Origin of the sequence: Burkholderia sp. MSh2, assembly GCF_000731655.1 — a bacterium.
Taxonomy (GTDB): domain Bacteria; phylum Pseudomonadota; class Gammaproteobacteria; order Burkholderiales; family Burkholderiaceae; genus Burkholderia; species Burkholderia paludis.
In genome coordinates, this window is sequence record NZ_JPGM01000022.1 from 23,143 (window position 1) to 49,259 (window position 26,117).

The 26,117-nt window shown below is 66.7% G+C and carries 27 protein-coding genes and 4 tRNA genes; 16 read left to right on the top strand and 15 right to left on the bottom strand.

Annotation, left to right across the window (positions count from 1 at the left end; translation table 11 throughout):
- Positions 1-19 precede the first annotated feature (19 nt).
- The 3 genes from GQ57_RS14780 to GQ57_RS14790 form a co-directional block, all read right to left on the bottom strand.
- Complete coding sequence (locus GQ57_RS14780; RefSeq protein ID WP_034198232.1) at positions 20-1,573, bottom strand: sugar ABC transporter ATP-binding protein; 1,554 nt, start codon at positions 1,571-1,573, stop codon at positions 20-22.
- Entirely contained in the window at positions 1,560-2,807 is a 1,248-nt protein-coding gene (locus GQ57_RS14785; protein ID WP_031398577.1) for an ROK family protein, read from the bottom strand. The genes GQ57_RS14780 and GQ57_RS14785 overlap by 14 nt, the downstream gene beginning before the upstream one ends.
- 311 nt (positions 2,808-3,118) lie before the next feature.
- Positions 3,119-3,205 (bottom strand) — tRNA-Leu (locus GQ57_RS14790).
- A gap of 432 nt (positions 3,206-3,637) precedes the next feature.
- Between GQ57_RS14790 and GQ57_RS14795 the strand changes: the two genes are divergently transcribed.
- Positions 3,638-4,201, top strand: coding sequence for a flavodoxin family protein (locus tag GQ57_RS14795; RefSeq protein ID WP_031398578.1), 564 nt, complete (start codon positions 3,638-3,640; stop codon positions 4,199-4,201).
- A gap of 192 nt (positions 4,202-4,393) precedes the next feature.
- On the opposite strand, the gene GQ57_RS14800 is transcribed toward GQ57_RS14795, so the two are convergent.
- The 4 genes from GQ57_RS14800 to GQ57_RS14815 all read right to left on the bottom strand — a co-directional run bounded on the left by GQ57_RS14800 (position 4,394) and on the right by GQ57_RS14815 (position 6,324).
- Positions 4,394-4,480 (bottom strand) — tRNA-Leu (locus tag GQ57_RS14800).
- 110 nt (positions 4,481-4,590) lie between these two features.
- Positions 4,591-5,580 carry an aliphatic sulfonate ABC transporter substrate-binding protein gene (locus GQ57_RS14805; protein ID WP_031398579.1) on the bottom strand — a complete coding sequence of 330 codons (990 nt, stop codon included), beginning with the start codon at positions 5,578-5,580 and terminating at the stop codon, positions 4,591-4,593.
- Complete coding sequence (locus GQ57_RS41655) at positions 5,577-6,278, bottom strand: hypothetical protein (protein ID WP_152603255.1); 702 nt, start codon at positions 6,276-6,278, stop codon at positions 5,577-5,579. Before GQ57_RS41655 ends, GQ57_RS14805 begins: the two co-directional genes overlap by 4 nt.
- Positions 6,238-6,324 (bottom strand) — tRNA-Leu (locus GQ57_RS14815). The genes GQ57_RS41655 and GQ57_RS14815 overlap by 41 nt, the downstream gene beginning before the upstream one ends.
- A gap of 249 nt (positions 6,325-6,573) precedes the next feature.
- Between GQ57_RS14815 and rnr the strand changes: the two genes are divergently transcribed.
- The 6 genes from rnr (at position 6,574) to GQ57_RS14845 (ending at position 13,776) form a co-directional block, all read left to right on the top strand.
- Positions 6,574-9,051, top strand: a complete 2,478-nt coding sequence (gene rnr, locus GQ57_RS14820) for a ribonuclease R (protein ID WP_034198233.1) — start codon at positions 6,574-6,576, stop codon at positions 9,049-9,051.
- 148 nt (positions 9,052-9,199) lie between these two features.
- Entirely contained in the window at positions 9,200-9,943 is a 744-nt protein-coding gene (gene rlmB / locus GQ57_RS14825; RefSeq protein ID WP_031398582.1) for a 23S rRNA (guanosine(2251)-2'-O)-methyltransferase RlmB, read from the top strand.
- 91 nt (positions 9,944-10,034) lie between these two features.
- Positions 10,035-10,907 carry an N-acetylmuramoyl-L-alanine amidase gene (locus GQ57_RS14830; protein ID WP_031398583.1) on the top strand — a complete coding sequence of 291 codons (873 nt, stop codon included), beginning with the start codon at positions 10,035-10,037 and terminating at the stop codon, positions 10,905-10,907.
- A 91-nt stretch (positions 10,908-10,998) separates the two neighbouring features.
- Positions 10,999-11,694: a ribose-5-phosphate isomerase RpiA gene (gene rpiA, locus GQ57_RS14835; protein ID WP_034198234.1), complete on the top strand. Its 696-nt coding sequence runs from the start codon at positions 10,999-11,001 to the stop codon at positions 11,692-11,694.
- Positions 11,695-11,972: 278 nt separating this feature from the next.
- Positions 11,973-12,689, top strand: a complete 717-nt coding sequence (locus GQ57_RS14840) for a FadR/GntR family transcriptional regulator (protein WP_034198235.1) — start codon at positions 11,973-11,975, stop codon at positions 12,687-12,689.
- A gap of 100 nt (positions 12,690-12,789) precedes the next feature.
- Positions 12,790-13,776: a Gfo/Idh/MocA family protein gene (locus tag GQ57_RS14845; RefSeq protein ID WP_034198236.1), complete on the top strand. Its 987-nt coding sequence runs from the start codon at positions 12,790-12,792 to the stop codon at positions 13,774-13,776.
- A 52-nt stretch (positions 13,777-13,828) separates the two neighbouring features.
- On the opposite strand, the gene GQ57_RS14850 is transcribed toward GQ57_RS14845, so the two are convergent.
- From GQ57_RS14850 to GQ57_RS14880, 7 genes are all read right to left on the bottom strand, one after another.
- On the bottom strand, positions 13,829-14,521 hold the full coding sequence (locus tag GQ57_RS14850) for an amino acid ABC transporter permease (RefSeq protein WP_031398587.1): 693 nt from the start codon (positions 14,519-14,521) through the stop codon (positions 13,829-13,831).
- Between the two features lie 122 nt (positions 14,522-14,643).
- Complete coding sequence (locus GQ57_RS14855; RefSeq protein ID WP_031398588.1) at positions 14,644-15,438, bottom strand: cystine ABC transporter substrate-binding protein; 795 nt, start codon at positions 15,436-15,438, stop codon at positions 14,644-14,646.
- 100 nt (positions 15,439-15,538) lie between these two features.
- Positions 15,539-16,576, bottom strand: coding sequence for a quinone-dependent dihydroorotate dehydrogenase (locus tag GQ57_RS14860; protein ID WP_031398589.1), 1,038 nt, complete (start codon positions 16,574-16,576; stop codon positions 15,539-15,541).
- Positions 16,577-16,673: 97 nt separating this feature from the next.
- Complete coding sequence (locus GQ57_RS14865; protein ID WP_031398590.1) at positions 16,674-17,504, bottom strand: arginyltransferase; 831 nt, start codon at positions 17,502-17,504, stop codon at positions 16,674-16,676.
- Positions 17,505-17,537: 33 nt separating this feature from the next.
- Positions 17,538-18,302: a leucyl/phenylalanyl-tRNA--protein transferase gene (aat, locus tag GQ57_RS14870; RefSeq protein ID WP_031398591.1), complete on the bottom strand. Its 765-nt coding sequence runs from the start codon at positions 18,300-18,302 to the stop codon at positions 17,538-17,540.
- An 11-nt stretch (positions 18,303-18,313) separates the two neighbouring features.
- Complete coding sequence (locus GQ57_RS14875) at positions 18,314-18,859, bottom strand: NUDIX hydrolase (protein WP_031398592.1); 546 nt, start codon at positions 18,857-18,859, stop codon at positions 18,314-18,316.
- Positions 18,860-19,042: 183 nt separating this feature from the next.
- A tRNA-Met gene (locus tag GQ57_RS14880) sits at positions 19,043-19,119 on the bottom strand.
- 197 nt (positions 19,120-19,316) lie between these two features.
- Between GQ57_RS14880 and GQ57_RS14885 the strand changes: the two genes are divergently transcribed.
- From GQ57_RS14885 to GQ57_RS14895, 3 genes are read left to right on the top strand one after another with little or no spacing between them, the layout of a single operon-like run.
- Entirely contained in the window at positions 19,317-19,814 is a 498-nt protein-coding gene (locus GQ57_RS14885) for a heme-degrading domain-containing protein (RefSeq protein ID WP_034198237.1), read from the top strand.
- Between the two features lie 3 nt (positions 19,815-19,817).
- The gene (locus GQ57_RS14890) at positions 19,818-20,156 is read left to right on the top strand and encodes a DMT family transporter (protein ID WP_031398594.1); all 339 of its coding nucleotides are present in this window, start codon (positions 19,818-19,820) and stop codon (positions 20,154-20,156) included.
- A gap of 31 nt (positions 20,157-20,187) precedes the next feature.
- Positions 20,188-21,342, top strand: a complete 1,155-nt coding sequence (locus GQ57_RS14895) for an enoyl-CoA hydratase/isomerase family protein (protein WP_034198238.1) — start codon at positions 20,188-20,190, stop codon at positions 21,340-21,342.
- A gap of 121 nt (positions 21,343-21,463) precedes the next feature.
- On the opposite strand, the gene GQ57_RS14900 is transcribed toward GQ57_RS14895, so the two are convergent.
- A complete protein-coding gene (locus GQ57_RS14900; RefSeq protein ID WP_031398596.1) occupies positions 21,464-21,892 on the bottom strand; it encodes a hypothetical protein in 429 nt (142 codons plus the stop codon).
- A gap of 340 nt (positions 21,893-22,232) precedes the next feature.
- On the opposite strand from GQ57_RS14900, the gene ssuD reads away from it, so the two are divergent.
- The 6 genes from ssuD (at position 22,233) to GQ57_RS14930 (ending at position 26,088) form a co-directional block, all read left to right on the top strand.
- The gene (gene ssuD / locus GQ57_RS14905) at positions 22,233-23,390 is read left to right on the top strand and encodes an FMNH2-dependent alkanesulfonate monooxygenase (protein ID WP_031398597.1); all 1,158 of its coding nucleotides are present in this window, start codon (positions 22,233-22,235) and stop codon (positions 23,388-23,390) included.
- A gap of 17 nt (positions 23,391-23,407) precedes the next feature.
- On the top strand, positions 23,408-24,220 hold the full coding sequence (gene ssuC, locus GQ57_RS14910) for an aliphatic sulfonate ABC transporter permease SsuC (RefSeq protein ID WP_034198239.1): 813 nt from the start codon (positions 23,408-23,410) through the stop codon (positions 24,218-24,220).
- Positions 24,217-25,176, top strand: coding sequence for an ATP-binding cassette domain-containing protein (locus tag GQ57_RS14915; RefSeq protein ID WP_034198240.1), 960 nt, complete (start codon positions 24,217-24,219; stop codon positions 25,174-25,176). Before ssuC ends, GQ57_RS14915 begins: the two co-directional genes overlap by 4 nt.
- Before the next feature lie 57 nt (positions 25,177-25,233).
- Positions 25,234-25,449 (top strand): TOBE domain-containing protein, encoded by a 216-nt coding sequence (locus tag GQ57_RS14920; protein ID WP_006476104.1) that lies wholly within the window; start codon positions 25,234-25,236, stop codon positions 25,447-25,449.
- 140 nt (positions 25,450-25,589) lie between these two features.
- Entirely contained in the window at positions 25,590-25,787 is a 198-nt protein-coding gene (locus GQ57_RS14925) for a hypothetical protein (RefSeq protein ID WP_031398600.1), read from the top strand.
- Positions 25,788-25,842: 55 nt separating this feature from the next.
- A complete protein-coding gene (locus GQ57_RS14930) occupies positions 25,843-26,088 on the top strand; it encodes a hypothetical protein (protein ID WP_031398601.1) in 246 nt (81 codons plus the stop codon).
- The last annotated feature ends 29 nt before the right edge of the window (positions 26,089-26,117 follow it).

A 26,117-nucleotide genomic window follows, 5' to 3' on the forward strand; every position in this document is an offset into this window, starting at 1 on the left:
GGGAATGAAAGAGCGGCGCTCAGTGCGCGTCGGCAAGTTCGGCCTGCGAGCCGGTTGCGAGCGCGATGATCGCTTCCTGCGTGATGGGCGTGTGCGTGTGACCGCCGAGCTCGCCCGCGATCTCGCCTTCGCGCATCACGAGCACGCGGTCGGCAACGCCGATGATCTCCGGCAGTTCGCTCGAGATCACGATCACGCCCACGCCGGCGCGGGCCAGCTCGTTGATGATCCGGTAGATCTCGGATTTCGCGCCGATGTCGACGCCGCGCGTCGGTTCGTCGAGGATCAGCACGCGCGGCTTCGTCTCGAGCAGGCGCGACAGCAGCACTTTCTGCTGGTTGCCGCCCGACAGTGCGCCGACGTTGACGTTCGCGTGGGGGACGCGGATCGACAGCGAGGCGATCGCGTCGCGCGCGCGTTCGGCGCCGCGCGCGAGATCGAGTGCGCCGAGCCGTGCATCGCGGTTGCAGACCGAGATGTTGATGTTGTCGCGCACGCTCATGTCGAGGAACAGGCCCTGGCGCTTGCGGTCCTCGGTCAGGTAGACGAGGCCCGCGTCGATCGCGTCGCGCGGCGAATGCGCGCCGAACGTGCGCTCGCCGATCTTCACGTCGCCGCGCACGCGCGGTTCGGCGCCGAAGATCAGCCGCGCGAGTTCGGTGCGGCCCGCGCCGACCAGCCCGGCGATGCCGAGCACCTCGCCGGCATGCAGGTCGAGGCTGCAGCCGCGCACGCGCGCGCCGTCCGCGACGTCGCGGACCGACAACAGCAGGTGGCCGGGGTCGTACGCCGCGTGTTCCTTCTTGTAGAAGCCGGAGATGTCGCGGCCGACCATCATCGAGACGAGACGCTCGGCCGACAGCGACGCGCGTTCGAGCGTGCCGACGTAGGCGCCGTCGCGCAGCACCGACACGCGGTCGGACAGTTCGTAGATCTCCGCCATCCGGTGGCTGATGTAGATGATCGCGAGACCTTCCTCGCGCAACTGGCGGATCAGGCGGAACAGGTGCTCGGTCTCGCGCGACGACAGCGGCGTGGTCGGCTCGTCCATCACGAGAATGCGCGCGCGGGTGTGCACGGCGCGTGCGATCTCGACGAGCTGCTGCTCCGCGATCGACAGCGTGTCGACGAGCGTGTCGGGCCCGAACGATGCGCCCAGGCGCGCGAGCACATCTTGGCAGCCGCGCGCCATTGCCGCGCGGTCGATGGCGCCCCAGCGCCGGTTGCCGCGCCGCAGTTCGCGGCCGATGTAGATGTTCTCCGCGACCGTCAGGTTCGGCGACAGGCACAGCTCCTGATAGATCACCGCGACGCCGGCGTCGCGCGCGGCGAGCGGGCCGTCGACGTCGATGCGCTGGCCGTCGATCAGGATCTCGCCGCCGGCGTCGGCGCGGTACGCGCCCGACAGGATCTTCATCAGCGTCGATTTGCCCGCGCCGTTCTCGCCCATCAGCGAATGGATCTCGCCGGGATAGACGGTCAGGCTGACGTTGTCGAGCGCGCGCACGGCCGGGAACGTCTTGCTGATCCCGCGCATTTCGAGCAATGGGCGAGGCGACTCAGATCGCGACATGGTTGACCTCCTGCGAGTCGGTGCGGGCGCCCTTGAGGATGCCGGCCCGCGGGGAGAAGTTGAAATACATCGGCAGCGTGGCGGCCCCGATCGCGCCTGCGTCGGCGCCGAACGTGCCGCGCACGAGCGTCGGCGTGCCGCGCGCTTCGGGCGCGGTGGCAACCAGCGCCGAGCGCAGGCGCGTCGAGACCGCGTCCAGCAGGCCGGCGTCGGTATCGGCGTCGAGCACCACCACCGGCGCGTCGACCACGCACAGCACCGCGCGCAACGCCGGCGCGAGCGCATCGACGCAGTCGTCGATCCATTCGTCGACGGCCGGCAGCCCGCGGGCGATGCAGGTTTCGAGATCGGCGCGGTTCTCGACCGTCTCGCCGTGATGGCGCAAATGGCGCACGAGCGCATGCAGAGACGCGCGCGCGAGCAGGATGTCCCACGGGCCGCGCGGCGGCGGTGCGGATGCGAGCCGGCTGGGCGGGACGGGAATCACCGCGACGTCGCCCGCATTGCCGGTCACGCCGCGCAGGCAGTCGCCGTCGATCGCGATGCCGCCGCCGATCGCCGGCCCGATGAACAGGTAGACGAAGTCGTCGCACTGCCGGCCGTATCCGTAGAACAGTTCGGCGATCGCGGCCGCGTTGCCGTCGTTTTCGCCGAATACGGGCAGCGACAGCGTGCGACCGAGGTCGGCTGCGAAATCGACGTCTTCCCACGCGCGGAACGTGTCGGGCGCGAGGCCGAGTTCGCGCATCCATGCGCCGAGGTTGTAGGGCTGGGCGACGCCGATGCCGGTCAGGCGGGCGCGTTCGTGGTCGGGGAGCAGGGCCTGCATCGCGTCGATGTCGTGACGGACGATCTCGAGCACCTCGGCAGGCGGCGGCAGCAGCGTATCGTGCGAGCGGCGGCCGAGCACGTCGCCGGCGAAATTGACGAGCGCCGTCTCGATGCGCATCCGGTCGAGATGGACGCCGATGCCGAACGCGCCGCGCGGGTCGAGGCGGATCAGCGAGGCCGGCTGGCCGCGCTGGCCTTCGGTGCGGCCGGCGAATTCGATCAGCTTCGCGTCGGCGAGCGACGCGATGATGCTGCCGACCGCCGTGCCCGTCATGTTCGCGAGGCGGGCGAGGTCGGCTTTCGAAGCGCTGCCTGCGCGGCGCAGCGTCTTCAGCAGCAGGCGCTCGTTATAACGGCGCACATTGGCCGAGTTGCTTCCCTGGCCGAAGTGCGGGCTTCTCATGGCGTCTCCTTCCATGATGCGCCGCTGGAGGGCGCATTAAATAAATCACGTTGATTTATTTAACCGCGCGAATGCGGGCATGTCAGCCTAGGGAAATCCCGGTTTTATCGTGGAGCAGGGCGGCCTGAGAACTGCGGGGAACGGGGATCGATCGCGTTTGGGTTCGCGTGGCGGCGTAGTTGCGGACGTGGCAACGTCGGCTTGCGCGGAAGATGGCGAGAGGCAGGGGGATGTCACGTCGCGAGGGGGATGCGACGCGGGGCCGGAAATGAGAAAAGGCCGGCTAAAAGCCGGCCTTTTCATGAAACAGATGGTGCCCAGGAGAGGACTCGAACCTCCACGATGTTGCCACCGCTAGGACCTGAACCTAGTGCGTCTACCAATTCCGCCACCTGGGCACGTTTCGCGTTTGCTGCATCGCGAAAGACAGCAATTATAGCGTGACTGAAGGGCGTGTCAACAGATTTCGTCGAATCCTTGATGTGATGCGCCGACGGGGCGCGTGTCCGATGCACTGTGACTGAACGCTGCCGCGTGAACGGTCCCGATTCCAGCGATTGCCGCCGAACAGGAACGAGCGAATTTCCTGGGCGCGGGTTCTCGTTTTTCGCCGGAGGACTTATTGTCATTGTCGACGGGGGCCCGTCGTGCCGCGCCGACTCGCGCGTGCAGGCGGTGGCTGCCCGGCGGTGCCGCGTTCAGCGTCCGGTTGTCGGTCGTTATGTGGCGCGTGACGGATGCGAGCGAAGTCGCTTGCGTTGCGATCATTTCTGTTACTATCGCGGTAACGTTTTTGTTGAAGCGGAGTGATCCGCGATAAGGAGTCCTTCATGTCTGAAATCGCAGTGGTTTTTCATAGCGGCTACGGCCACGCGGCCGTCATCGCGGATGCGGTCGCGCGTGGCGTCGAGAAAGTCGACGGCGCGTCGGTCAAGCTGATCCCGGTCGACGCGATCGACGAGCACTGGGAGTATCTGGAGCGCGATGCGAAGGCGATCATCTTCGGTTCGCCGACCTACATGGGTAGCGCGTCCGCGCCGTTCAAGGGCTTCATGGACGCATCGTCGAAGTATTGGGGCAAGTGGCGGGACAAGCTGGCGGCCGGCTTTACCGTGTCGGCTTCGCAAAGCGGCGACAAACTGGCGACGTTGCAGCAACTGTCCGTCTTCGCGGCCCAGCACCAGATGCTGTGGGTGAGCCTTGGCCTGATGCCCGGCAACAACAGCAGCACGGGCTCGGTCAACGACCTGAACCGGCTTGGGTCGTTCCTCGGCGCGATGGCGCAGGCGAATGCCGACCAGGGTGGGGACGCGATTCTCGAGAGCGACCGGAAGACGGCCGAAGTGCTGGGCGAGCGTGTCGCGATTGCGGCGAAACGCTGGAACGGCGTCTGAGGTCGGCGGCCGGGCAGGCATCCGCCGGCGGCTGTCCGGTAGCCGGGCGGGTGGGGCCGATGCGCGATCGAGGTGCTCGATGGGTGTCGGCTGCGGATGTCGAGCGCCGAGAACTCGCCGCGCCGATGCTGCCCGGGATGCCCGAACCGGAAATGAAAAAAGGCCGGCTAAAAGCCGGCCTTTTCAAATAAGTGGTGCCCAGGAGAGGACTCGAACCTCCACGATGTTGCCACCGCTAGGACCTGAACCTAGTGCGTCTACCAATTCCGCCACCTGGGCACGTTTCGCTTGCTGCGATGCGAAGACCGCTATTGTAGCGTGTCTTCAAAGGCTGTCAACACAATTTCATCCTGGGCGATAAAAATATTCGACCCACGCGTGAGCGAGCCTCATGCGCCGACCGACTCCGCGCGTTTCGTCGCGAAATTCCAGCGCAGCGCCTGTCCCGTATCGACGCGAGTCGGCAGCAGTCCGGCTGCGAGGAACGTGTCGGCGATCTTTTGCTGTTCGCCGAAGTTTTGCGCGACGACGGCGCGAACGAGGTAGCTGCGTCGCGCGTTCGCGCGCGCGATCGTCGTCGCGTCGAGTCCCCAGATCGGCGCGAGCGTGTTCGCGGCGTCCTGCGGGTGATCGCGCAGCCACGTGCCGGCTTGCGACAACCGGTCGAACAGGATCTGCACGACGTCGGGTCGCGCGGCGGCGAAACTGCTCGATGCGAGGTAGTAGCGCTGGTACGACGCGAGCCCGCTGCCGTCGGCCAGAATCCGCACGTCGGGATGCCTGTCGACCGATGCGACGTAGGGATCCCATGTGATCCATGCGTCCACGCTGCCGCGCTCGAATGCCGCGCGGCCGTCCGCGGGCGTCAGGTAGTGAATCGCGACGTCGGCGGGCGCGAGCTTCGCGCGTTCGAGCGCGGCGAGCAGCAGGTAGTGGCTGCCGGCCGCCTTGGTCGTCGCGATGCGCGTGCCCTTGAGGTCGGCGAGCGTGCGGAGCGCGCCGTCCTGCTTGACGACGATCGCCTGGGCTTTCGGCGACGGCGCTTCCTGTGCGACATACACGAAACGCGCATGCGCGGCCTGGGCGAAAACCGGCACCGTGTCGGCGACATCGGCGCTGAAGTCGACGGCGCCGACGTTGAGCGCTTCGGTCAGCGGCAGTCCGCTCGCGAACTCGTGCCACGATACGCGCAGGCCGAGTGGCGCCAGCGCCTGCTCGAGCGTGCCGCGGGTCTTGAGCAACGTGATGAGCGTCGACGATTTCTGGTAGCCGATGCGCAGCGCGTCCGGGGTATCTGCGGCGTGCGCGCGGACGCCAGCGGCAGCGAGGCCGGCGGCCAGCATCGTGCGCGCGAACGCGCGGCGGTTCATCGACGTCATGAGTCGTACTCCTGGTTGGGTTCGTTGCAGCGGATCGAACCGGCAAACCTACCAACCGGGGCGGCGGACGATAACCGATAAATTCTGCTAACGATCCGACCGTTGGGCATAAGCGTGAATGCCCGGCCGGGATCGCGCTGCACCTGCGTGCGCTGGGCGATCGATCTGCGCTTTACACGTCTATCGACTATCGACGACGTCGCGACTCCGGCCATTTCCGGCAATCTCGGCGCACCGATCGCCGAGGGTGAGTGAGCTGGTCGAGCAGTGTGCGGCGGCTGGATCGCAGGCGACCAACGCTGGTCGTGGATCTTTTGCGTCAACGTGACAGGCGGGTTGTTCGCCGCCACGATCCGGGCGTTCCATCGCAACCGCGTTGCGTCGGCCCGAAAGCTGTCGATCGACGGGGCGGGGCTGGCCGAGCGTGCGCGCAGTGCGATCGATCGATGTGCGATGGATCGCGCGTAGATGGAAGCGGGGTGGTTGGCGAGACGGATTCCGGCGATCGCGCAGGCAGGGCCCGATGCGCAGTTGCGGAAATCCTCGAAGGACGAATTCGGCGAATCGCGCCAGGGTATCTCGAGCGATTTGCCGTGCCGATGTGCGTGGCCGGAAATGAAAAAAGGCCGGCATAAGCCGGCCTTTTCATAAAACAGATGGTGCCCAGGAGAGGACTCGAACCTCCACGATGTTGCCACCGCTAGGACCTGAACCTAGTGCGTCTACCAATTCCGCCACCTGGGCACGTTTTGCAGTAGCTATGTGCTGCAAAGAAGTGAAATTATAGCGCCCCAATTAATTGTGTCAACACTTTTTTGCGATGCATCGCAAACCGGCTGCCGTCGCGCCCGCGCGCGGCATTCCCGTCATTTGGCGACACGGGCGGGTGATAGAATGACCCGCCGCCGTCAATATAGAACTGTCTGAAGGACACCTCTATGTTGATGCCGTGCACCATCAGCCAACGCAACGAGAACAATCATCGACAAACCCTTGAGCAAATATCCGTACCCCATTCCGAGCCGTGAAGAAATTCTCGGCGTGCTGCGTACGAGCGACGCGCCGCTGGCCGCCAACGACATCGCCGAAGCCCTGTCGATCAAGCGTCAGGAGCGCGAGGGGTTCTTCCGACGGGTCGCCGCGATGGAGCGCGACGGCCAGATCCGCCTCGACAAGCGTGGCCATTATCAGTTGACCCATCCGTCGAACTTCGTCGCCGGGCGCGTGCAGGGGCATCGCGACGGCTACGGGTTCGTGATCCGCGACGACGGCCAGGACGATCTGTTCCTGCCGAACGGCGAGATGCAGAAGGTGATGCACAACGATCGCGTGCTCGCGCGGATCGTCGGCTACGATCGCCGCGGCCGCCCGGAAGGGCACGTCGTCGAAGTCACCGAGCGCGCGAACAAGCGCGTGATCGGCCGCCTGCTCAACGAGAACGGCGCGCTGATCGTCGCGCCGGAAGACAAGCGCATCGGCCACGACATCCTGATCACGCAGAACGTGAAGAAGGCGAAGGTCGGGCAGGTCGTCGTCGTCGAGCTGACCGATTTTCCGAGCCGTCATTCGCAACCGCTCGGCCGTGTCGTCGAGGTGCTCGGCGACATCGACGATCCGGGCATGGAAATCGAAATCGCGGTGCGCAAGTACGGCGTGCCGCACGAATTCAGCCAGCCTGCGCTCGACGAAGCCGCCGCGCTGCCGGACAAGGTGCGGCCGACGGACCTGCGCTTCCGCGTCGACCTGCGCGACGTGCCGCTCGTGACGATCGACGGCGAAGACGCACGCGACTTCGACGACGCCGTCTACTGCGAGCCGGTCAAGGTCGGTCGCGGCGACGGCTACCGGTTGATCGTCGCGATCGCCGACGTGTCGCATTACGTCCAGCCCGGCAGCGGGCTCGATGCCGATGCGCTCGAGCGCAGCACGTCGGTCTATTTTCCGCGCCGCGTGATCCCGATGTTGCCGGAGAAGCTGTCGAACGGCCTGTGCTCGCTGAATCCGCAGGTCGACCGTTGCGTGCTCGCGTGCGACATGGTGATCACCGCGCGCGGCGAAATCAAGGCGTACCAGTTCTATCCGGCCGTGATCCATTCGGCTGCGCGTCTGACCTATACCGAAGTCGCGGCCGTGTTGTCGAACACGAAGGGGCCGGAGGCCGCGCGCCGCGCCGATCTGCTGCCGCACCTGCAGGATCTGTACGGCGTCTACAAGTCGCTGTTCGCCGCACGTCAGAAGCGCGGCGCGATCGACTTCGACACGACCGAGACCTACATCGTCTGCAATTCGCAGGGCAAGATCGAGCAGATCGTGCCGCGCCAGCGCAACGATGCACACAAGCTGATCGAGGAATGCATGCTGGCCGCGAACGTCTGCGCGGCCGATTTCCTGAAGCGCAACAAGCATCCGGGCCTGTATCGCGTGCACGCGGGCCCGACGCCGGAGAAGCTCGAGAACCTGCGCGCGTTCCTGCGCGGCATGGGCTTGTCGCTCGGCGGCGGCGACAAGCCGCATGCGAGCGATTACGCGGCGCTGATGGCGCAGATCCGCGATCGGCCCGACGCACAGATGCTGCAGCCGATGCTGCTGCGCTCGATGCAGCAGGCCGTCTACAGCCCGGACAACATCGGTCACTTCGGCCTCGCCTACGAGGCGTATGCGCACTTCACGAGCCCGATCCGCCGCTATCCGGACCTGCTCACGCACCGTGCGATCTACGCGATCCTGTCCGGCAAGAAATACGTGCCGAAGGCGCCGGACGGCTTCGAGCTGAACACCGCGCTGTCGCCGCGTGCCCGTGCGATGCAGCAGGCCGACGACGAAACGCGCGGCCGCGCGCGCCCGAACACGGCGATCTGGGAAGAGCTCGGGCTGCACTGCTCGGCAAACGAACGCCGCGCGGACGAAGCCTCGCGCGACGTCGAGGCGTGGCTCAAGTGCTACTTCATGCGCGACAAGCTCGGCGAGGAGTACGGCGGGATGGTGAACGGCGTCACGTCGTTCGGCATCTTCGTGCAGCTCGACACGCTGTTCATCGAGGGGCTCGTGCACGTCACCGAACTCGGCTCGGACTACTTCCAGTACGACGAGATCAAGAACGAGCTGCGCGGCGAGCGGACGGGCATCCGCTATCGCCTGTCCGATCGCGTGCGCGTGCAGGTGAGCCGCGTCGATCTCGACGCGCGCAAGATCGATTTCCGCCTCGTGCGCGATACGCCGGTGAAGGCGCCGCGCCCGTCGCCCGCGCCGGCCGCGGCAGGCGGCGGCGTCGACCGCAACGGCCCGCGCGTCCGCGCGCTGCCGCAGGCGGAGGAAGCCGCACCGCGTCGCAAGAAGGCCGCGAGTGCGCCGAGCGTCGCGGTGAAGGAAGCGCGCGCCGCCCGTGCCGCCGCGAAGAAGAAGAGCGGCGGCAATGGCGGGGCGGCGCCGAAGCTGGCCGCGAAGAAGGCGCGCGCCCGCAAGAAGTATTGAGCGTTCGGGGGCGGCGCAAGCGCACGCCCCGCAGTATCGAGAGACGCCGCGTCACCGGCCATCGGCCGGCACGCGGCGCTTTCCTTTTCCATGGATCGCGGTTGCGCGTGTCGCGCGGCCGCATGTTTGAGCGAAGGTTGTTCCAGTCATGTCACGTCTGAAGGTTCTTTACGGTTTTCATGCGGTGACCGCACGTTTGCGGCACGATGCATCGACGGTTGCGGAGGTGCTGTACGACCAGACGCGTCGCGACCGCCGCATGCAGGACTTCCTGCACGCCGCGAAGGAAGCGGGCGTGCGGTTGATCGCGGCCGATGAAACGCGCCTGTGGGGCCTTGCCCATACGGAGCGCCACCAGGGCGTCGTCGCGCGGGTCGAGGACATTCCGCTCGCACAGAACCTGTCCGAACTGCTCGACGGCATCCAGGGCCCGGCGCTGCTGCTCGTGCTCGACGGCGTGACCGATCCGCACAACCTCGGCGCGTGCCTGCGGGTCGCCGATTCGGCCGGCGCACACGCGGTGATCGCGCCGCGCGACCGCGCGGTCGGCCTGAACGCGACCGCGGCCAAGGTGGCGAGCGGCGCGGCCGATACGGTGCCGTACATCACGGTAACGAACCTCGCCCGTGCGCTGCGCGAGCTGAAGGACGCCGGCGTCTGGATCATCGGCACGTCGGACGAGGCGTCGTCGACGCTGTACGAAACGAAGCTCGACGGCCCCGTCGCGCTCGTGATGGGCGCGGAAGGCGAAGGCATGCGCCGGCTCACGCGCGACACCTGCGACGAAGTGATGAGCATCCCGATGGCCGGCAGCGTCGAAAGCCTGAACGTGTCGGTCGCCAGCGGCGTGTGCCTGTACGAAGCCGTGCGCCAGCGGCGCGTGAAAGGCTGACGCCGTTCGTCCCGCGCGCCGGGCGCGGGCCCCGAATGTTCCCAACGACGCGTGCCGCGCCGCGGCACGCGGCTCTCCGGAGCCCGCGACCATGACCCTGTTCCGCGTCGGCGCATCCTGCGCCGTGTTGTGCCTGCTGGCCGCCTGCACGTCGCCGTCGCTCGTCGAGCGCGGCACCTACTACGCCGACACGAGCCTGCACGCGCGCAGTGCCGATTCGCGGGTCCGCTTTCTCGTGATGCACTACACCGAAAGCGACGAGGCAAAATCGCTGCGCACGTTGACGGGCGATTCGGTCAGCGTGCATTACGTCATTCCGCCGCAACCGCGCATCGAGCACGGGATGCCCGTCGTCTACCAGCTCGTCCCGGAATCGGAACGTGCGTGGCACGCGGGCGTCAGCGAGTGGCAGGGCACGACGGAGCTGAACGCGGTGTCGATCGGCATCGAGAACGTGAACCGCGGCCCGCTCGATCCGCAGAACCGCACCTGGCAGCCGTATCCGCCGGAACAGGTTGCCGCGCTGACCCGCCTGTCGCAGGACATCGTCGCGCGCTACGGCATTCCGCCGACGCGCGTGGTCGGACACAGCGACATCGCGCCGCAACGCAAGATCGATCCGGGGCCGCTGTTTCCATGGCATGCGCTGGCGCTGGCCGGCGTCGGCGCGTGGCCGGACGACGCGACCGTGGCCGCGCGGCTCGGCGGGCGCGATCCGCATGCGCCGGTCGATGTGCGCGCGCTGCAGCTCAAGCTGGCGCGCTACGGCTACGACGTGTCGACCGACGGCGTGCTCGACGCAGGTACGCGGCGCGTATTCGCGGCATTCCAGATGCATTTCAGGCCGTCCGACTATGCCGGCAATCCGGACGCCGAAACCGATGCGATCGCGCAGGCGCTGCTCGACAAGTATTTCCCCGACACCCGGCCGGCGGACAACGCGCCGGCGGCGGGCGCACCCTGAATCCAGCGCGCGCCGCGCGCCGAAAAACGCGGATCGTCATCCGAGTCCGGTAAACTGGCGGTTTTCCGCAATCCCGCAGCATTCCCACTCCATGACTCAAGACGAACTCAAACGCCTCGTCGGCCAGGCCGCCGCCGATTACGTGATCCAGAACGTGCCGGAAGGCGCCGTGATCGGCGTCGGCACCGGATCGACCGCCAACTGCTTCATCGACGCGCTCGCCGTCGTCAAGTCGCGCTATCGCGGCGCCGTATCGAGCTCGGTCGCCACCACCGAGCGCCTGAAATCGCACGGCATCAAGGTGTTCGACCTGAACGAGATCGACTCGCTGCAGGTGTATGTCGACGGCGCCGACGAGATCGACGCGAGCGGCGCGATGATCAAGGGCGGCGGCGGCGCGCTGACGCGCGAGAAGATCGTCGCTTCGGTGGCCGATACGTTCGTGTGCATCGCGGACGCCAGCAAGCGTGTGCCGGTCCTCGGCGCGTTCCCGCTGCCGATCGAGGTCGTGCCGATGGCGCGCACGGCGATCGGCCGGCGCGTGACTGCGCTGGGCGGCGTTCCGGTGTTGCGCGTGACGAAGGACGGTGCGCCGTACATCACCGACAACGGCAACGAGATCATCGACGTGAAGGGGCTGCAGATTGCCGATCCGCGTGGTTTCGAAGCGCAGGCGAATGCGTGGCCGGGCGTCGTGACGGTCGGCCTGTTCGCAGAGCGCGGTGCGAATCTGTGCTTGCTCGGCACGGAAAGCGGCGTTGAAACGATCGTTTATTCGGCCAATTGAAAGAAATGACAAGCAGTCCGTAGCGCGTGTCATATGCCGTAACGGATTGAATGTTTAAATCTTGTGGAAATCGGGGTCCGGCAGGCGCAGAGCGCTTCCCGGGCCTTTTTTTTAGTCGTATAAATCACCCCGACAAAAAGAGGGATAACCCTGTCAGGTGTTTACCAGATAGCGAAATATCCTCGAACTCATCAACTTATAGATCATAAGAACAGTCGTAACCAGGGCCGGCGGAACTGCGGAGCAGGTGTTCGCAAATCGACGCACGGGGAGGTGTCATGGAGCAGGGCAAAGACCGGTCACTGGTCGCGAAAGTGATGGATGGGCTTGTCTCGGGTATCGTCGAGGACAAGTACGGCGGCATCCTGCCGCCGCAGGACGTGCTGTCGAAAGAGTTCGATGTGAGTCGCACCGTGATGCGGGAGGCGCTGTCGATGTTGCTTGCGCGCGACATGCTCGACGTGCGTCCGAAAGTCGGTACGCGCGTGCGGCCGATGCGCGACTGGCGCATGATCGACGAGGACGTCGTGAGCTGGCGGTTCAGGGCGAAACCCGATCCGCAATTCATGCGCGACGTCATCGAATTCCGGATGCTGATCGAGCCGCGTGCGACCGCGCAGGCGGCGGTACGCGCGACGGCGGCCGACATCGCGGGCATCCGCGAAGCATTCGATGCGTTCAAGATGTTGCAGCCGGGAGACCTCGGTTACGACACGGCGGACGAGCTGTTGCACACGCGGATCGTCCAGGCGAGCGGCAACCAGTTCTTCCAGCAGATGGCGACGATCGTGCGAGGCGCGGTGCGTCTCGTGAATCCGCGCGTCGCGCAAAAGGAGGGCGCGCACGACGTCGTGGTGAAGGCGCATGCGCGTGTGGTCGACGCGATCGAGCGTCGCGATCCGCGCGAAGCCGAAGCCGCGTCGCTCGCGCTGATCGATTTCAGCGCCGACGAGATCTCGCGCGATTTTTCGGTCGACGTGCCCGTGCGTGCCTGACATCGCGCGTGTCGTTCATCGTGTGCCGGCGAGCCGTTTATCATGACGGACGACCGGCAGCGTGCCGGCCGCCGTCATACGACCGACACGGAAGATCAGGATGAACGACAACGACCATCGCCCGGTGCGCTTCGGCATCGTCGGCGCGGGCAGCATTGCGCGCCGCTTCGCGCAAAGCCTCGCGCATGTGCCGGGCGCCACGCTCGCCGGTGCCTGGGCCCGCCGCGCCGATGCCGCGGCAGACTTTTGCGGGGCGTGCGGCGGCACGCCCGCCACGAGCCTCGAAGCGCTCCTCGCGAGCGATATCGACGCGGTCTACATCGCCACGCTTCACGACAGTCACGCGCAGTACACGCTGGCCGCGCTTGCCGCCGGCAAGGCCGTACTGTGCGAGAAGCCCGCGACGCTGAACGCCGCGCAGCTCGACACGGTGCTGCATGCGGCGCGCGCAGCAGGACGGCTCTTCATGGAGGCGATGAAGCCGCCGTTCTTTCCGCTGTACCGTCAGTTGCGTGCGCATCTGCGCGACGATCCGATCGGCGAGATCCGGCTCGTGCGGGCAGGGTGCGCGTCGTCGTCCGTGCCGGACGATCATCCCGTGTATCGCCTCGATCGCGCGGGCGGTGCGCTGCTCGATATCGGGATCTACGAAACGTTTCTCGCGGTCGACTGGCTCGGTGCGGCGCTCGACGTGCAGACGCTCGGCCGCGTCGGCTCGACGGGTGTCGACCTGTTCGCGAGCCTGAACAGCGTGCATGCGAACGGCGGGATCGCGCAGCTCTTTTGCGGGTTGGACGTGATGGGGCGCGGCGACGCGTTGATCGCCGCCGCCGGCGGCCACGTGACGATTCACGAGAAGTGGTGGAACCCGTCGCACGCGACGATCCGCTATGCGGACGGGCGCACTGTGGAGCTCGATGCGCCGGCCGAAGGCGGCGGGCTGAACTACGAGACCGCGCATTTCTGCGACCTGCTGCGCGCGGGAGCCACCGAAAGCCCGATCATGACGCACGATCGCTCGCGCCAGATGATCGCGATGACCGATGCGGCGCGGGCCGCACTCGGTGTGCGCTATTCGGGCGAATGAGCGGCGAGGAGCGGGCCGGGCGCGTGTGCGTGGCCCGGCCCGCCGTGTGCGCTCAATGCCGCGACGGCAGCGACAGGCGCCTTTCGTACCAGCGCTGCACCCATTCGAGGATCTGGCACAGGATCCAGTACACGGCGGCGGCGGCGAGATAGAGCGGCAGCGGCTGGTAGGTCGCCGCGATCACTTCCTGCGCACTGCGCAGCAGTTCGGTAACGGTGATCACCGACACGAGCGACGTGTCCTTGATCAGGCTGATCAGGCTGTTCGACAGGCTCGGCACGGCGATGCGCAACGCTTGCGGACCGATCACGTAGCGCAGTGTCTGCCCCCACGACAACCCGAGGCTGTATGCGGCGAGCCATTGGCCGCGCGCGATCCCGCTGATCGCGCCGCGCATGCTTTCCGACATGTAGGCCGCGACGTTCGCGGACAGCGCGATGACGCCGGCCGGCGTCGGGTCGAGCGAGATGCCGAGGCTCGGCAGTCCGTAATAGATGACGAAGATCTGTACCAGCAGCGGCGTGCCGCGCATCAGGCTCACGTAGGCGCGCGCCACCCACGCGAGCGCGTTGACCCAGATGCGTTCGAAGCCTTCGAGCGCTTCGCTTTGCCGGACGCCCATCATCGCGAGTACGACGGCGCCGAGCAGCCCGAACACCATCGACAGCACGGCGAACTTGACGGTGAGCACGGCGCCTTGGGCGAGCACCGGCAGAGATTGGACGAGCAGGGACGTTGTCGACATGGAATACGAATCGAATGCGTGCGCGAAAACGCAATCATAAACCGGACGAATAAAACAAAGGGCGGCATCGTTGTGGATGCCGCCCCGTCCGGTCCGCCGTCAGGCGGGAAATGCAGGCGTACTTACTTGATCGGCTTGGTCACGTCGATGCCGAACCACTTGTCCGAGATCTTCGTGAACGTGCCGTCGGCCTCGAGTTGTGCCATCGCGTCGTCGATCGCCTTCTGGAACTTCGGGTTGCCCTTCTTGAACGGGATGCCCGACGGGTTCGCCGAACCGACGTTCGCACCCGGCCGCAGCGGCAGTTGCGAATTCTTGGTCAGGTAGGCGAGCATCAGGCGATCATTGAGCGCCGCGTCGAGTCGGCCGGCCGCGAGATCGCGCAGGTACTCAGGCGCACCCGGATACGTCTTCACGTCGATGCCGGGCACCGACTTCGCCATGTCCATGTAGTTCGTGCCGAGCGCGACGCCGAGCTTCTTGCCCTTGAGGTCGTCCAGCGACTTGAACTCGCGCGTGTCGTCCTTGCGCTGGATCAGCTGCGCGGACGAGTAAGTGTACGCGGGCGAGAAGTCGAGCGTTTCCTTGCGCTTGTCGGTGATGCCGACCTGGTTGGCGATCACGTCGAACTTGCCGGCCTGCAGGCCGGCGATGATGCCGCTCCATTCGGTCGTCACGAATTCCGCCTTCACGCCGAGCTTCGCGGCGACGGCCTTCGCGATATCGACGTCGAAGCCGACGAGTTCGCCTTGCGGGTTCTTCGAGTTGAACGGAGGGAACGTGCCTTCGAGCCCGACCCGCAGCGCGCCGCGCTGTTTCACCTGGTCGAGGAGGTCGGCCGCATGGGCGGTGGCGGCGGCGAGCGACGTGCCGATCAGGCCGGCAGCCAGCAGCTTCTTCAGCAGCGCAATCTTCATCGTGTGTTTCCTTGCCCTGTCCGGGTCATTGATTCTGGTAACGGCGCCGATCATAGCAAAAACGCAATCGATCTCTAAATAGCGTTTGTTTATGCCTATATTACGCGGCGCGCTCGCGGGCGATGGCTTTCACGCATTCGGCGACGAGCGCGGGGCCGCGGTAGATGAAGCCCGTATAGAGCTGAACGAGCGCCGCGCCGGCCGCGAGCTTGGCACGGGCATCCTCGCCCGAGAAAATGCCGCCGACGCCGATGATCGGCACGTCGCTGCCGACTTCGGCGTGCAGCTTGCGGATCACCTCGTTCGACGCGTCGAACACGGGGCGGCCCGACAGCCCGCCGGCTTCGTCGGCATGGGGCAGGCCCTGGACGGCGGCGCGCGACAGCGTCGTGTTGGTGGCGATGACCGCTTCGATCTTGTGGCGCAGCAGCGTGTCGCCGATTTCCTTGACCTGTTCGTCGTCGAGATCGGGCGCGATCTTCAGCGCGAGCGGCACGAGCTTGCCGTGCAGGTCGGCAAGCCGCTGCTGCTTGTCCTTCAGTGCCGCGAGCAGCGCGTCGAGCTCGCCCGCGCCCTGCAACTGGCGCAGGTTCTTCGTGTTCGGCGACGAGATGTTGATCGTCACGTAGCTGGCGAACGGGTACACGCGCTCGAGGCAGTACAGGTAGTCCTCGGCGGCGCGTTCGATCGGCGTATCGGCGTTCTTGCCGATGTTCAGGCCCAGGATGCCGCGATAGCGGGCGGCCTGGACGTTCTTCACGAACTGGTCGACGCCGTGGTTGTTGAAGCCCATCCGGTTGATCAGCGCCTCGGCCTGCGGCAGGCGGAACATCCGCGGGCGCGGGTTGCCGGGCTGCGGGCGCGGCGTGACCGTGCCGACCTCGATGAAGCCGAAGCCGAGCGCCGCGAGGCCGTCGATCGCTGCGCCGTCCTTGTCGAGGCCGGCCGCCAGACCGACCGGATTGCGGAACGTGAGCCCCATCACGGTGCGGGGCGCGTCGGGCACGCGCGCCGACAGCGCGCAGGCGAGGCCCGTGCGGCCGGCCGCGCCGAGCGCGCGCAGCGTGAGGTGGTGAGCGTCTTCCGCATCCATCTTGAACAGGGATGCGCGGGCCAGCGGATAAAGGGAACTGAACACGGGAATAGGGCGGACGGCCGGAATGAATGACAACCCGCTATTTTACCGGGAGTTGTGCGGCAGGGGCGCGCTTCGCTTCGTTGCCGCCGCGCCGGCGTCAGCTCGAGCCGGAATGCCCGCCCGGCAGCGGCGCGCGGGCCAGCGCCGCGTCGACGGGCGGCAGGTCGACCCGTTCCGGATCGAGCATCTTCCAGCGGCCGTCGATCAACCCTTCGAGCGGATGGAAGTTGGCCTTGTAGGCCATCTTCGGGCTCTCGCGGATCCAGTAGCCGAGGTACACGTAGGGCAGGCCGAGACTCTTCGCCTGCTCGATCTGCCACAGGATGTTGTAGGTGCCGTAGCTCGTATGCAGGTCGTCGGGCTCGAAGAACGTGTAGACGGACGACAGCCCGTCGCCGAGGATGTCGATCATGCTGACCATGCGCAGCTTGCCGGACTCGCCGCCCGGTGCATCGAGGTCGCGGAATTCGACGAGGCGCGAGTTGATCCGGCTCTGCAGCAGGAACTGCTCGTACTGGTCGCGGCTGTCGCGGTCCATGCCGCCGCCCGCATGACGCGCCGACTGGTAGCGCATGTAGAGCGCGTAGTGCTCTTCGTCGTAGTGCAGCGGCGACACCGTTGCCACGAGCGCGCGATGCCGCTTCCACATCCGGCGCTGCGTGCGTGACGGCGCGAATGCGCCGACGGGGACGCGCACCGGCACGCACGCGCGGCAGCCGTCGCAGTACGGGCGATACGTGAAGACGCCCGAGCGGCGGAAGCCGGCCTTGACGAGCTCGGTGTAGATGTCGGAGTTGATCAGGTGGCTCGGCGTCGCGACTTGCGAGCGCGCGACGCGGCCGTCCAGATAGCTGCACGGATAGGGCGCCGTTGCATAGAATTGCAGCGCCGAAAGCGGTGAAAGCGGCAGCTCAGTCGGGTGAGTCATGGGCAGCTCTCGTTGCAGGGAGGGAGTGCCGCGCTAGCGCTCGATCCCGGAGGGGGGCGCCGTTTCGGCGGGGCCCGTCAGCGCGGCGAGCACGCGCTTGTCGAACTGCCACGGAATCGGCGGTTCGGCTACCGCGCTGCGCACGTGAGCGACAAAGGCCTTGCGTGCGATCTCGCGGCCGCCGAGCGACGCTAGATGCGACGTATTCTGCTGGCAGTCTATCATCTCCAGCCCCTGCCCGCGAAGGTGCGCGATGAGCGTGGCCAGTGCGATTTTCGATGCGTCGGTCGCGTCCGCATACATCGACTCGCCGAAAAACATCCGCCCGAACGATACGCCGTACAGGCCGCCGACACGGCGCCCGTCGCGCCACGTCTCGATGCTGTGCGCGTTGCCGGTGCGGTACAGCGACGTGTACGCGTCGATGATCTCGGCCGTGATCCACGTGCCGCGCTGCCCGCGGCGCGGTGCCTGCGCGCAGGCACGCATCACGCCCGGAAAGTCGTGATCCACGCGCACTTCCCATTCGGGCTCCCGCAGCACGCGCTTCAGCGTCTTGCGCAGCGACGGCGACACCTTGAATTCGGCCGGCACGAGGATCATGCGCGGATCGGGGCTCCACCACAGTACCGGCTGGCCGTCGGAGTACCACGGGAAAATGCCGCGCAGGTATGCGTCGATGAGGCGTGACGGCAGCAGGTCGGCGCTGGCGGCGAGCAGCCCGGGCGCGCCGGTTGCGGGACCGAGCGCGCGCTCGATGGGCGGAAACGGATCGTCCGGGCCGAGCCAGGGGACCATGGGGCGGAGGCTCAGCCGTTGCGCAGCGAGCGGAAGATGTCGCCGGTGTGCACGCCGTAATCGCCGGCGGCGCGATCGGCGAAGAAGAATCGCAGGGTCTGGCTGACGGTCGGGAACGCGATTTCGTCCCACGGGATGTCGGCCTCGTCGAACAGTTTCACTTCGAGGCTTTCCTCGCCGGCTTCGAAACCCGGCTCGACGAGCCGCGCGAGATAGAACAGGTGAACCTGGTGCACGTGCGGCACGTTGAGCAGCGTGAACAGGTTCTGCACCTCGACGCGCGCGCCGGCTTCCTCGAGCGTTTCGCGTGCGGCCGCCTCGGCCGTCGTCTCGCCCATTTCCATGAAGCCCGCGGGAAGCGTCCAGAAGCCGTAGCGCGGTTCGATCGCGCGACGGCACAGCAGGATCTGATCGCCCCAGACCGGGACCGTACCGACGACGTTGCGCGGATTCTGATAGTGGATCGTGCCGCAGTGATCGCAGACAAAGCGCTCGCGGTTGTCGCCCGGAGGAATGCGCGCGATGACTTCGTGACCGCAGACGGAGCAGAATTTCATGTCGAATGGAAGGGACGAGGTGATGCGAGTGTATCACCGGGGCGCGGCATTCTCGAACGCACGCGCATGCGGGCGGCATGGCGCACGCAGTGCAGGGGCGGCCGCGTGAAGCGGGGCGGGGAACACGACGGAAAAACAAAAAGCCCGGCACTGGGCCGGGCTTTTTGCACGAATCTGGACGTTTGGTTGCGGGGGTAGGATTTGAACCTACGACCTTCGGGTTATGAGCCCGACGAGCTGCCAGACTGCTCCACCCCGCGTCCGTCGAAGAAATGAATTATAAGGAGATACCCGAACGAGTGCAAGCACTTTCTGACAATCGCATGTCGCGTCTTGTGGGGACGGTACGGTGGGCGCGTGCGCTAGAATCGAGCGGTTTGTTTCGTTTCTTCGGCAGCGACGCCGTGCGCGATCGCGTCGGCGCTGCTGCGACTCTCTTTATTGCATCGACGGATTCATGGACATCGCTCACGATCTTCAATCGATCGACGCGCAGGAACAGGCGCTCGTGTTTCCCCATTTCGACCCGGCGCGCGCATGGGCGCTCGGCAACCGGATGCATGCGCTCGCGACGTCGCGCGGCCATGCGATCGCGATCGACATCGTCACGTTCGGCCAGCCGCTGTTCTATGCGGCGCTCGCCGGCGCGACGCCCGACAACGCCGACTGGGTGCGCCGCAAGCGCAACGTCGTCGCGCACTTCCGGCGCAGCTCGTATGCGATCGGCCTGCGCATCCAGCAGTCCGGCGCGACGCTCGCGGACAAGCACGGGCTGCCGATCGGCGAGTATTCGCCGTACGGCGGGTCGTTTCCGCTGACGGTCGCCGGTGCCGGCGTGATCGGCTCGATCACCGCGTCCGGGTTGCCGCAGCGCGCGGATCACGAATTCGTCGTCGAGACGCTGTGTGCCGAACTCGGCCACGACTACGCCGCGCTCGCGCTGGCAAGGAGCTGACGGATGCAGCTTCCCGGTTACGCATGGCTCGCGATCGCGATCGTCGCGGAGGTGGTCGGCACGTCCGCGCTGCGTGCGGCGGACGGCTTCACGCGCTTGTGGCCGTCGATGCTCGTAGTCGCCGGATACGGCATCGCGTTCTACTGCCTGTCGCTCACGTTGCGCACGATGCCCGTCGGCATCATCTATGCAGTCTGGTCGGGCGCCGGGATCGTGCTGATCACGCTCGTCGCGATGCTGCTCTATCGCCAGGTGCCGGACTTGCCGGCGGTGATCGGCCTCGGGCTGATCATCGCGGGCGTCGTGGTGCTGAACCTGTTCTCGAAGATGCAGGCGCACTGAACGTGCGACTGCCGTTTGCCGGATGGCCCTCATGACCGATTCCACTTCCGCTGCCGTTTCCGCCGAAACCGCCCAGCCCGATGTACGCGCTTATGTTGCGAACCGCATCGGCTTTCTCGAACTGAACCGGCCGAAAGCGCTGAACGCGTTGTCGGTCGGCATGATCCGGCTGATGCAGCAGGCGCTCGACGCGTGGCGCGACGATCCCGAGGTCGTCGCGGTCGTCGTGTACAGCCCGCATCCGCGCGCGTTCTGCGCGGGCGGCGACGTGCGCTTCTTCCACGATGCATGGCAGCGCGGCGACCGCGATGCGGTCGACACGTTCTTCATCGAGGAATACACGCTCAACCACACGATCTTCACGTATCCGAAGCCGTATGTCGCTTTGATGCACGGTGTCGTGATGGGCGGCGGGATGGGCATCTCGCAGGCGGCCCGGCATACGGGCGGCCTGCGCGTCGTGACCGACTCGACGAAGATGGCGATGCCCGAAACGCGCATCGGCCTGTTCCCGGACGTTGGGATGAGCTGGTTTCTCGCACGCACGCCCGGCGAGATCGGCCGCTATCTCGCGGTGACCGGCGCGACGCTCGACGCGGCCGGTGCGTTGTACGCGCAGCTCGCCGACGTCTATCTGCCCGATGCCGCACTGCCGGCGCTGCTCGACACGCTGCGCAGCGCGCGCATCGACAGCGGCGCGCAGGCGGTCGCCTGCGTCGCTGCCGCCGCGGCCGAGCACAAGGTCGTGCCGACGCCCGACACGTCGGCGCTGGCCGATGCGCGCGCCGGGATCGACCGGCATTTCGCGCAGCCCGATATCGGCGCGATCCTCGCGTCGCTCGATGCCGAGCAGGACTGCGCGGCCGTCGACGGATGGGTCGGGAAGGCCGTTCATGCCATGCGCGAACAGCTGTCTCCGCTGTCGATGGCCGTGTCGCTCGAAGTCGTCGAGCGCGCGCGCGGTGCAACGATGGCCGATTGCCTGCGGCGCGACCTCGATCTCACGCGTTCGACGTTCGCGCACGGCGACGTGATCGAGGGCGTGCGCGCGCTGATCGTCGACAAGGATCACCGGCCGGTCTGGCGTTTCGGCGCGGTCGCCGATGTCGGGCACGCGGACGTGCTCGCGATGTTCGACAGCCCGTGGACGGCCGACACGCATCCGCTGCGGAATCTGCGGGACTGATTGAGGCGGGCGGGATACCGCGGATGCCGAAACGAACAGGCCGCCTGCGTGTGCAGGCGGCCTGTTCGTTTGCGGGCGCCGCTTCGGCCGAGGTCGAACCGGCGTGAGGAGGGCGCCGGCGTTACTCGTCGCCCGCGCCGTCCGACATGAACGCGCGCATGAACACGAGCGCGCCGAAGCCCCAGACCGCGTTCGTCGCGAAGCCGGCGGCGAGAACGGGCATCATGTTGCCCGTCGGCCAGATGCCGCGCAGCGGATCGATCGCGAATACGCGGGCGACCGTCAGTACGAGGCCGCCGAACACCAGCGCGCCGACCCACGACGCCTCGCGTTCCGGCGATACGCGCAACAACCACGCCATCGGGACCGCGCAGCACGCACTGATCAGCGCATTCGCGACAAATTCAGGAATGCCGAGCGGCGCGAACGGCTGCGTGGAGAAGCCGGTTGCGGCGATCAGGTCGGCCGTATGCAGGAGTGCGAGCGTGGCTTCGCGGAAGAACAGGGCGGCCAGGAAGCCGGACAGGAATGGCAGGATGACTTTCTGCATCGATGAGTGCACCGCAGGCGCGCATGACCGGGGCCGTGCGCGCGGAGTTATTCGGACAGTTGCGCCATTATAGGGCCCGGCCGCCGCGATATTCGCTCCAGCGTCGTGCTAATCACGAAAGCGGAAAACCTAAGCTAAAAAAAATCGTTCCAAAGCCCTGCACCGATCCCTAGACTGATTTCCCAGAAACAGCCGTGCAATCGCGTCCTCGCCCGCTGCACGGTGCGACCGGCGAACCACCCCGATTCGAACGCACACCATGCATGCGTCGCCCAGCTGCGACGCGAGCAGGGCGGTGTTTTTTCAAATTTCGGCAAGGACAGTCAAGCAGGAGCAGCAGATGAATGTGTTCTGGTTTATCCCCACGCATGGCGACAGCCGCTATCTCGGCACGGCCGAAGGCGCACGCGCCGCGGATTACGATTATTTCAAGCAGGTCGCGGTTGCGGCCGATACGCTCGGCTACGAGGGTGTCCTGCTGCCGACCGGCCGCTCCTGCGAGGATGCGTGGGTCGTTGCGTCGAGCCTCATTCCGGCGACGCAGCGTCTGAAGTTCCTGGTTGCGATTCGTCCCGGCATCGCATCGCCGGGGCTGTCGGCGCGCATGGCCGCGACGTTCGACCGTCTGTCCGGCGGCCGCCTGCTGATCAACGTCGTGACGGGCGGCGATGCCGCCGAGCTCGAAGGCGACGGCCTGTTCGCGGATCACGACACGCGCTACGAAATCACCGACGACTTCCTGAACATCTGGCGCGGCCTGTTGTCCGCGTCGCACGACAACGGCGGCTTCGACTACATCGGCAAGCACTTGCAGTCGAAGGGCGGCAAGGCGCTTTATCCGCCCGTGCAGCGCCCGCATCCGCCGCTGTGGTTCGGCGGTTCGTCGCCGGCCGCGCATGCGATCGCGGCCGATCACATCGACACCTACCTGACCTGGGGCGAGCCGCCCGAGGCCGTCGCGAAGAAGATTGCCGATATTCGTGCCCGTGCCGAGGCGCGCGGCCGCAAGATCAAGTTCGGCATCCGGCTGCACGTGATCGTGCGCGAAACCGAGGACGAAGCGTGGCGCGACGCGGAACGCCTGATCAGCCGGCTCGACGATGAAACGATCGCACGTGCGCAAAAGGCGTTCGCGAACATGGATTCGGAAGGCCAGCGCCGCATGGCCGCGCTGCACGGCGGCAAGCGCGGCGGCCGCGACGCGCTCGAGGTGTATCCGAACCTGTGGGCCGGCGTCGGCCTCGTGCGCGGCGGTGCGGGTACCGCGCTCGTCGGCAATCCCGAGCAGGTCGCGGAGCGCATGCGCGAATACGCGGATCTCGGTATCGAGACCTTCATCCTGTCGGGCTATCCGCACCTGGAAGAGTCGTACCGTTTCGCGGAACTCGTGTTCCCGCTGATCAAGGGCGGCGCTGCATCGAAGGCGACCGGCCCGCTGTCGGGCCCGTTCGGCGAAATCGTCGGCAACAGCTATCTGCCGAAAGCCGCGCAGAGCTGAGCGACAGGAGGTCTGGGATGACAACGAAAACGTCGGTGACGGGGGCGGCGGTGGCCGCCCGCGCATGGCGCGGCGTTGCGCCGTGGCTCGTGCCGCTTGCGCTGCTGATCGTATGGGAAGTCGGTGCGCGCACCGGCTGGCTGTCGACCCGCGTGCTGCCCGAGCCCATTGCGGTCGTGCGGGCGGCGTGGTCGCTCGTCACCTCCGGTGAAATGTGGGCGAATGTGAAGGTCAGCACGTGGCGGGCGCTGTTCGGTTTCGCGATCGGCGGCGGCGTCGGCCTCGCGCTCGGGCTCGCGACCGGTTTGTCGAAGGCGGCCGAGGTCGCGCTCGATTCGACGATCCAGATGATCCGCAACATCCCGGCGCTCGCGATGATCCCGCTCGTGATCCTGTGGTTCGGCATCGACGAGAAGGCGAAGTTGTTCCTCGTCGCGCTGGGCGTGTTCTTTCCGGTCTATATCAATACGTATCACGGCATCCGCTCGGTCGACGCGAACCTGATCGAGATGGCGAAGAGCTACGGCGTGCGCGGTTTCGCGCTGTACCGCGACGTGATCCTGCCGGGTGCGTTGCCGTCGATTCTCGTCGGCGTGCGCTTCGCGCTCGGGCTGATGTGGGTGATGCTGATCGTCGCGGAAACGATCTCCGCGCAGTCGGGTATCGGCTACATGACGATGAACGCACGTGAATTCCTGCAAACCGACGTGGTGGTGGTCGGCATCCTGCTGTACGCGGTGCTCGGCAAGCTGGCCGACGTGCTGGCGAAATGGCTCGAGCGCGTGACGCTGCGCTGGCACCCCGCCTATCAATCTGGAGCAAAGGCATGAATGCGACGACTTCGGCGGCCGCCTACGGCCCGCTTGCCGGCGCAGATCTCGAGGCCGAGCTTGCGCAGGCGCGCGTTGCGGACGGCGACGCGCGAGACGCGGCGATCCTCGAACGTGACGGCAGCGCCTCGGTCGTCCCGCTCGCGCGGCGGCGGCCCGGCGGCCCGGCAACCGACGATGCGGTGACGCTGTCGGGTGTCAGCAAGCGCTTCGGCACGCGCACGGTGCTCGACAACGTCGAGCTCGGCATCGCGCGCGGCAGCTTCGTTGCGATCGTCGGCCGTAGCGGCTGCGGCAAGTCGACGCTGCTGCGTCTCGTCGCCGGGCTCGAACAGCCGAGCAGCGGCGCGCTCGTGACGCGCGGCGACGGCGGTGGCGAACTCGATACGCGGATCATGTACCAGGATGCACGCCTGCTGCCGTGGAAGACCGTGCTGCAGAACGTGATGCTGGGCCTCGGGCGCGGCGCGCGTGACCAGGCGCGCGCGGTGCTCGACGAAGTCGGCCTGCTGGAGCGGGCGAACGACTGGCCCGCGCAACTGTCGGGCGGACAGCGGCAGCGCGTCGCACTGGCCCGCGCGCTCGTGCACCGGCCGCAATTGCTGTTGCTCGACGAGCCGCTCGGCGCGCTCGACGCGCTGACCCGCATCGAGATGCATGCGCTGATCGAGCGGTTGTGGCGCGAACACCGGTTCACCGCGCTGCTCGTCACGCACGACGTGCAGGAGGCTGTCGCGCTCGGCGACCGCATCCTGCTGATCGAGCAGGGGCGTGTGGCGCTGGACCAGCCGGTGCCGCTCGACCGGCCGCGCGCCCGCGCATCGGCCGCGTTCGCGGCACTGGAGGATCGCGTGCTGAAACGCGTGCTCGCCGGCGGACCCGGCGCGGCCGACCAGCCCGTGGAGCATCAGGCAGACAGCGTTCGACCGGTCGGGCAGATCCGCTGGGCCGTTTAAATCCGGGCGGCGCAGGCCGCCCGTTCTGAGACTTTTTTCTTCGGAGCGATCAACCCGATGAGCATCACTGCAATCAACGTACGTAACCAGTTCAAGGGCAAGGTCAAGGAGATCATCCGCGGGTCCGTGGTCTCCGAGGTCGACGTCGAGACGCCGTTCGGCATCGTCACGTCGGTGATCACGACCCGTTCGGTCGACGAACTCGAACTGAAGGTCGGCGCGGAGGTCGTTGCGCTCGTGAAATCGACGGAAGTATCGATCGCGCGCCTCTGAGCCCGGGTGTCCCGTGCCGGTGCGGTGCCGCGGGCAGCCTGCCCGTTGGCGCCGCCCGGCGCTTGCGTTGTGCTTGCCTTGGTATTCGACGTCCGGCCGAAGTGCTAGGATGGAACGACACCGATGCCGGAGGCCAATGCATGACCCCCATCCTTTCCCCCGAAGCCATCGAGGCGCTGAAGTGGATCGACCAGTTCGGCGAAAGCCGGCCGGTTCCTGCCGCGTTCGACGACGTCGTCTATGCGTTGCTGAACGAGGGGCTGATCTACCAGGCGACGGCCGACCGGGTCGACCTGACGGCCGATGGCCGGTCCTTCTTGTCCGACGAATACGACTGAGCGTGCGGCGCCGGCTGCGCGGGCGGCCTGGTGCTGCGTCGCCACGGAGCGTGCGATGGAACCGAGAGGCAGCGACCTCGGCGATTTCAGCGAGCCGTACCGCGGCTTTGAAATCGAGGTGAAGACCGAGCAGGTGTGGAACGGCGAGCATGCGCACTATCGTGTGCTCGAGGGCGAGAACGTGCGGATCGACTGGCGCCTCGTCAAGGTCGACGGGATGTTGCTGACCGAACGGCGCGTGCTCGAACGGGTGCTCGACGAGGCCCGGCGGGCGGTCGATGCGGAGCTGGGCGACGGATAGTGCACATGCCGGGCAGGCTCGGCCCGTGT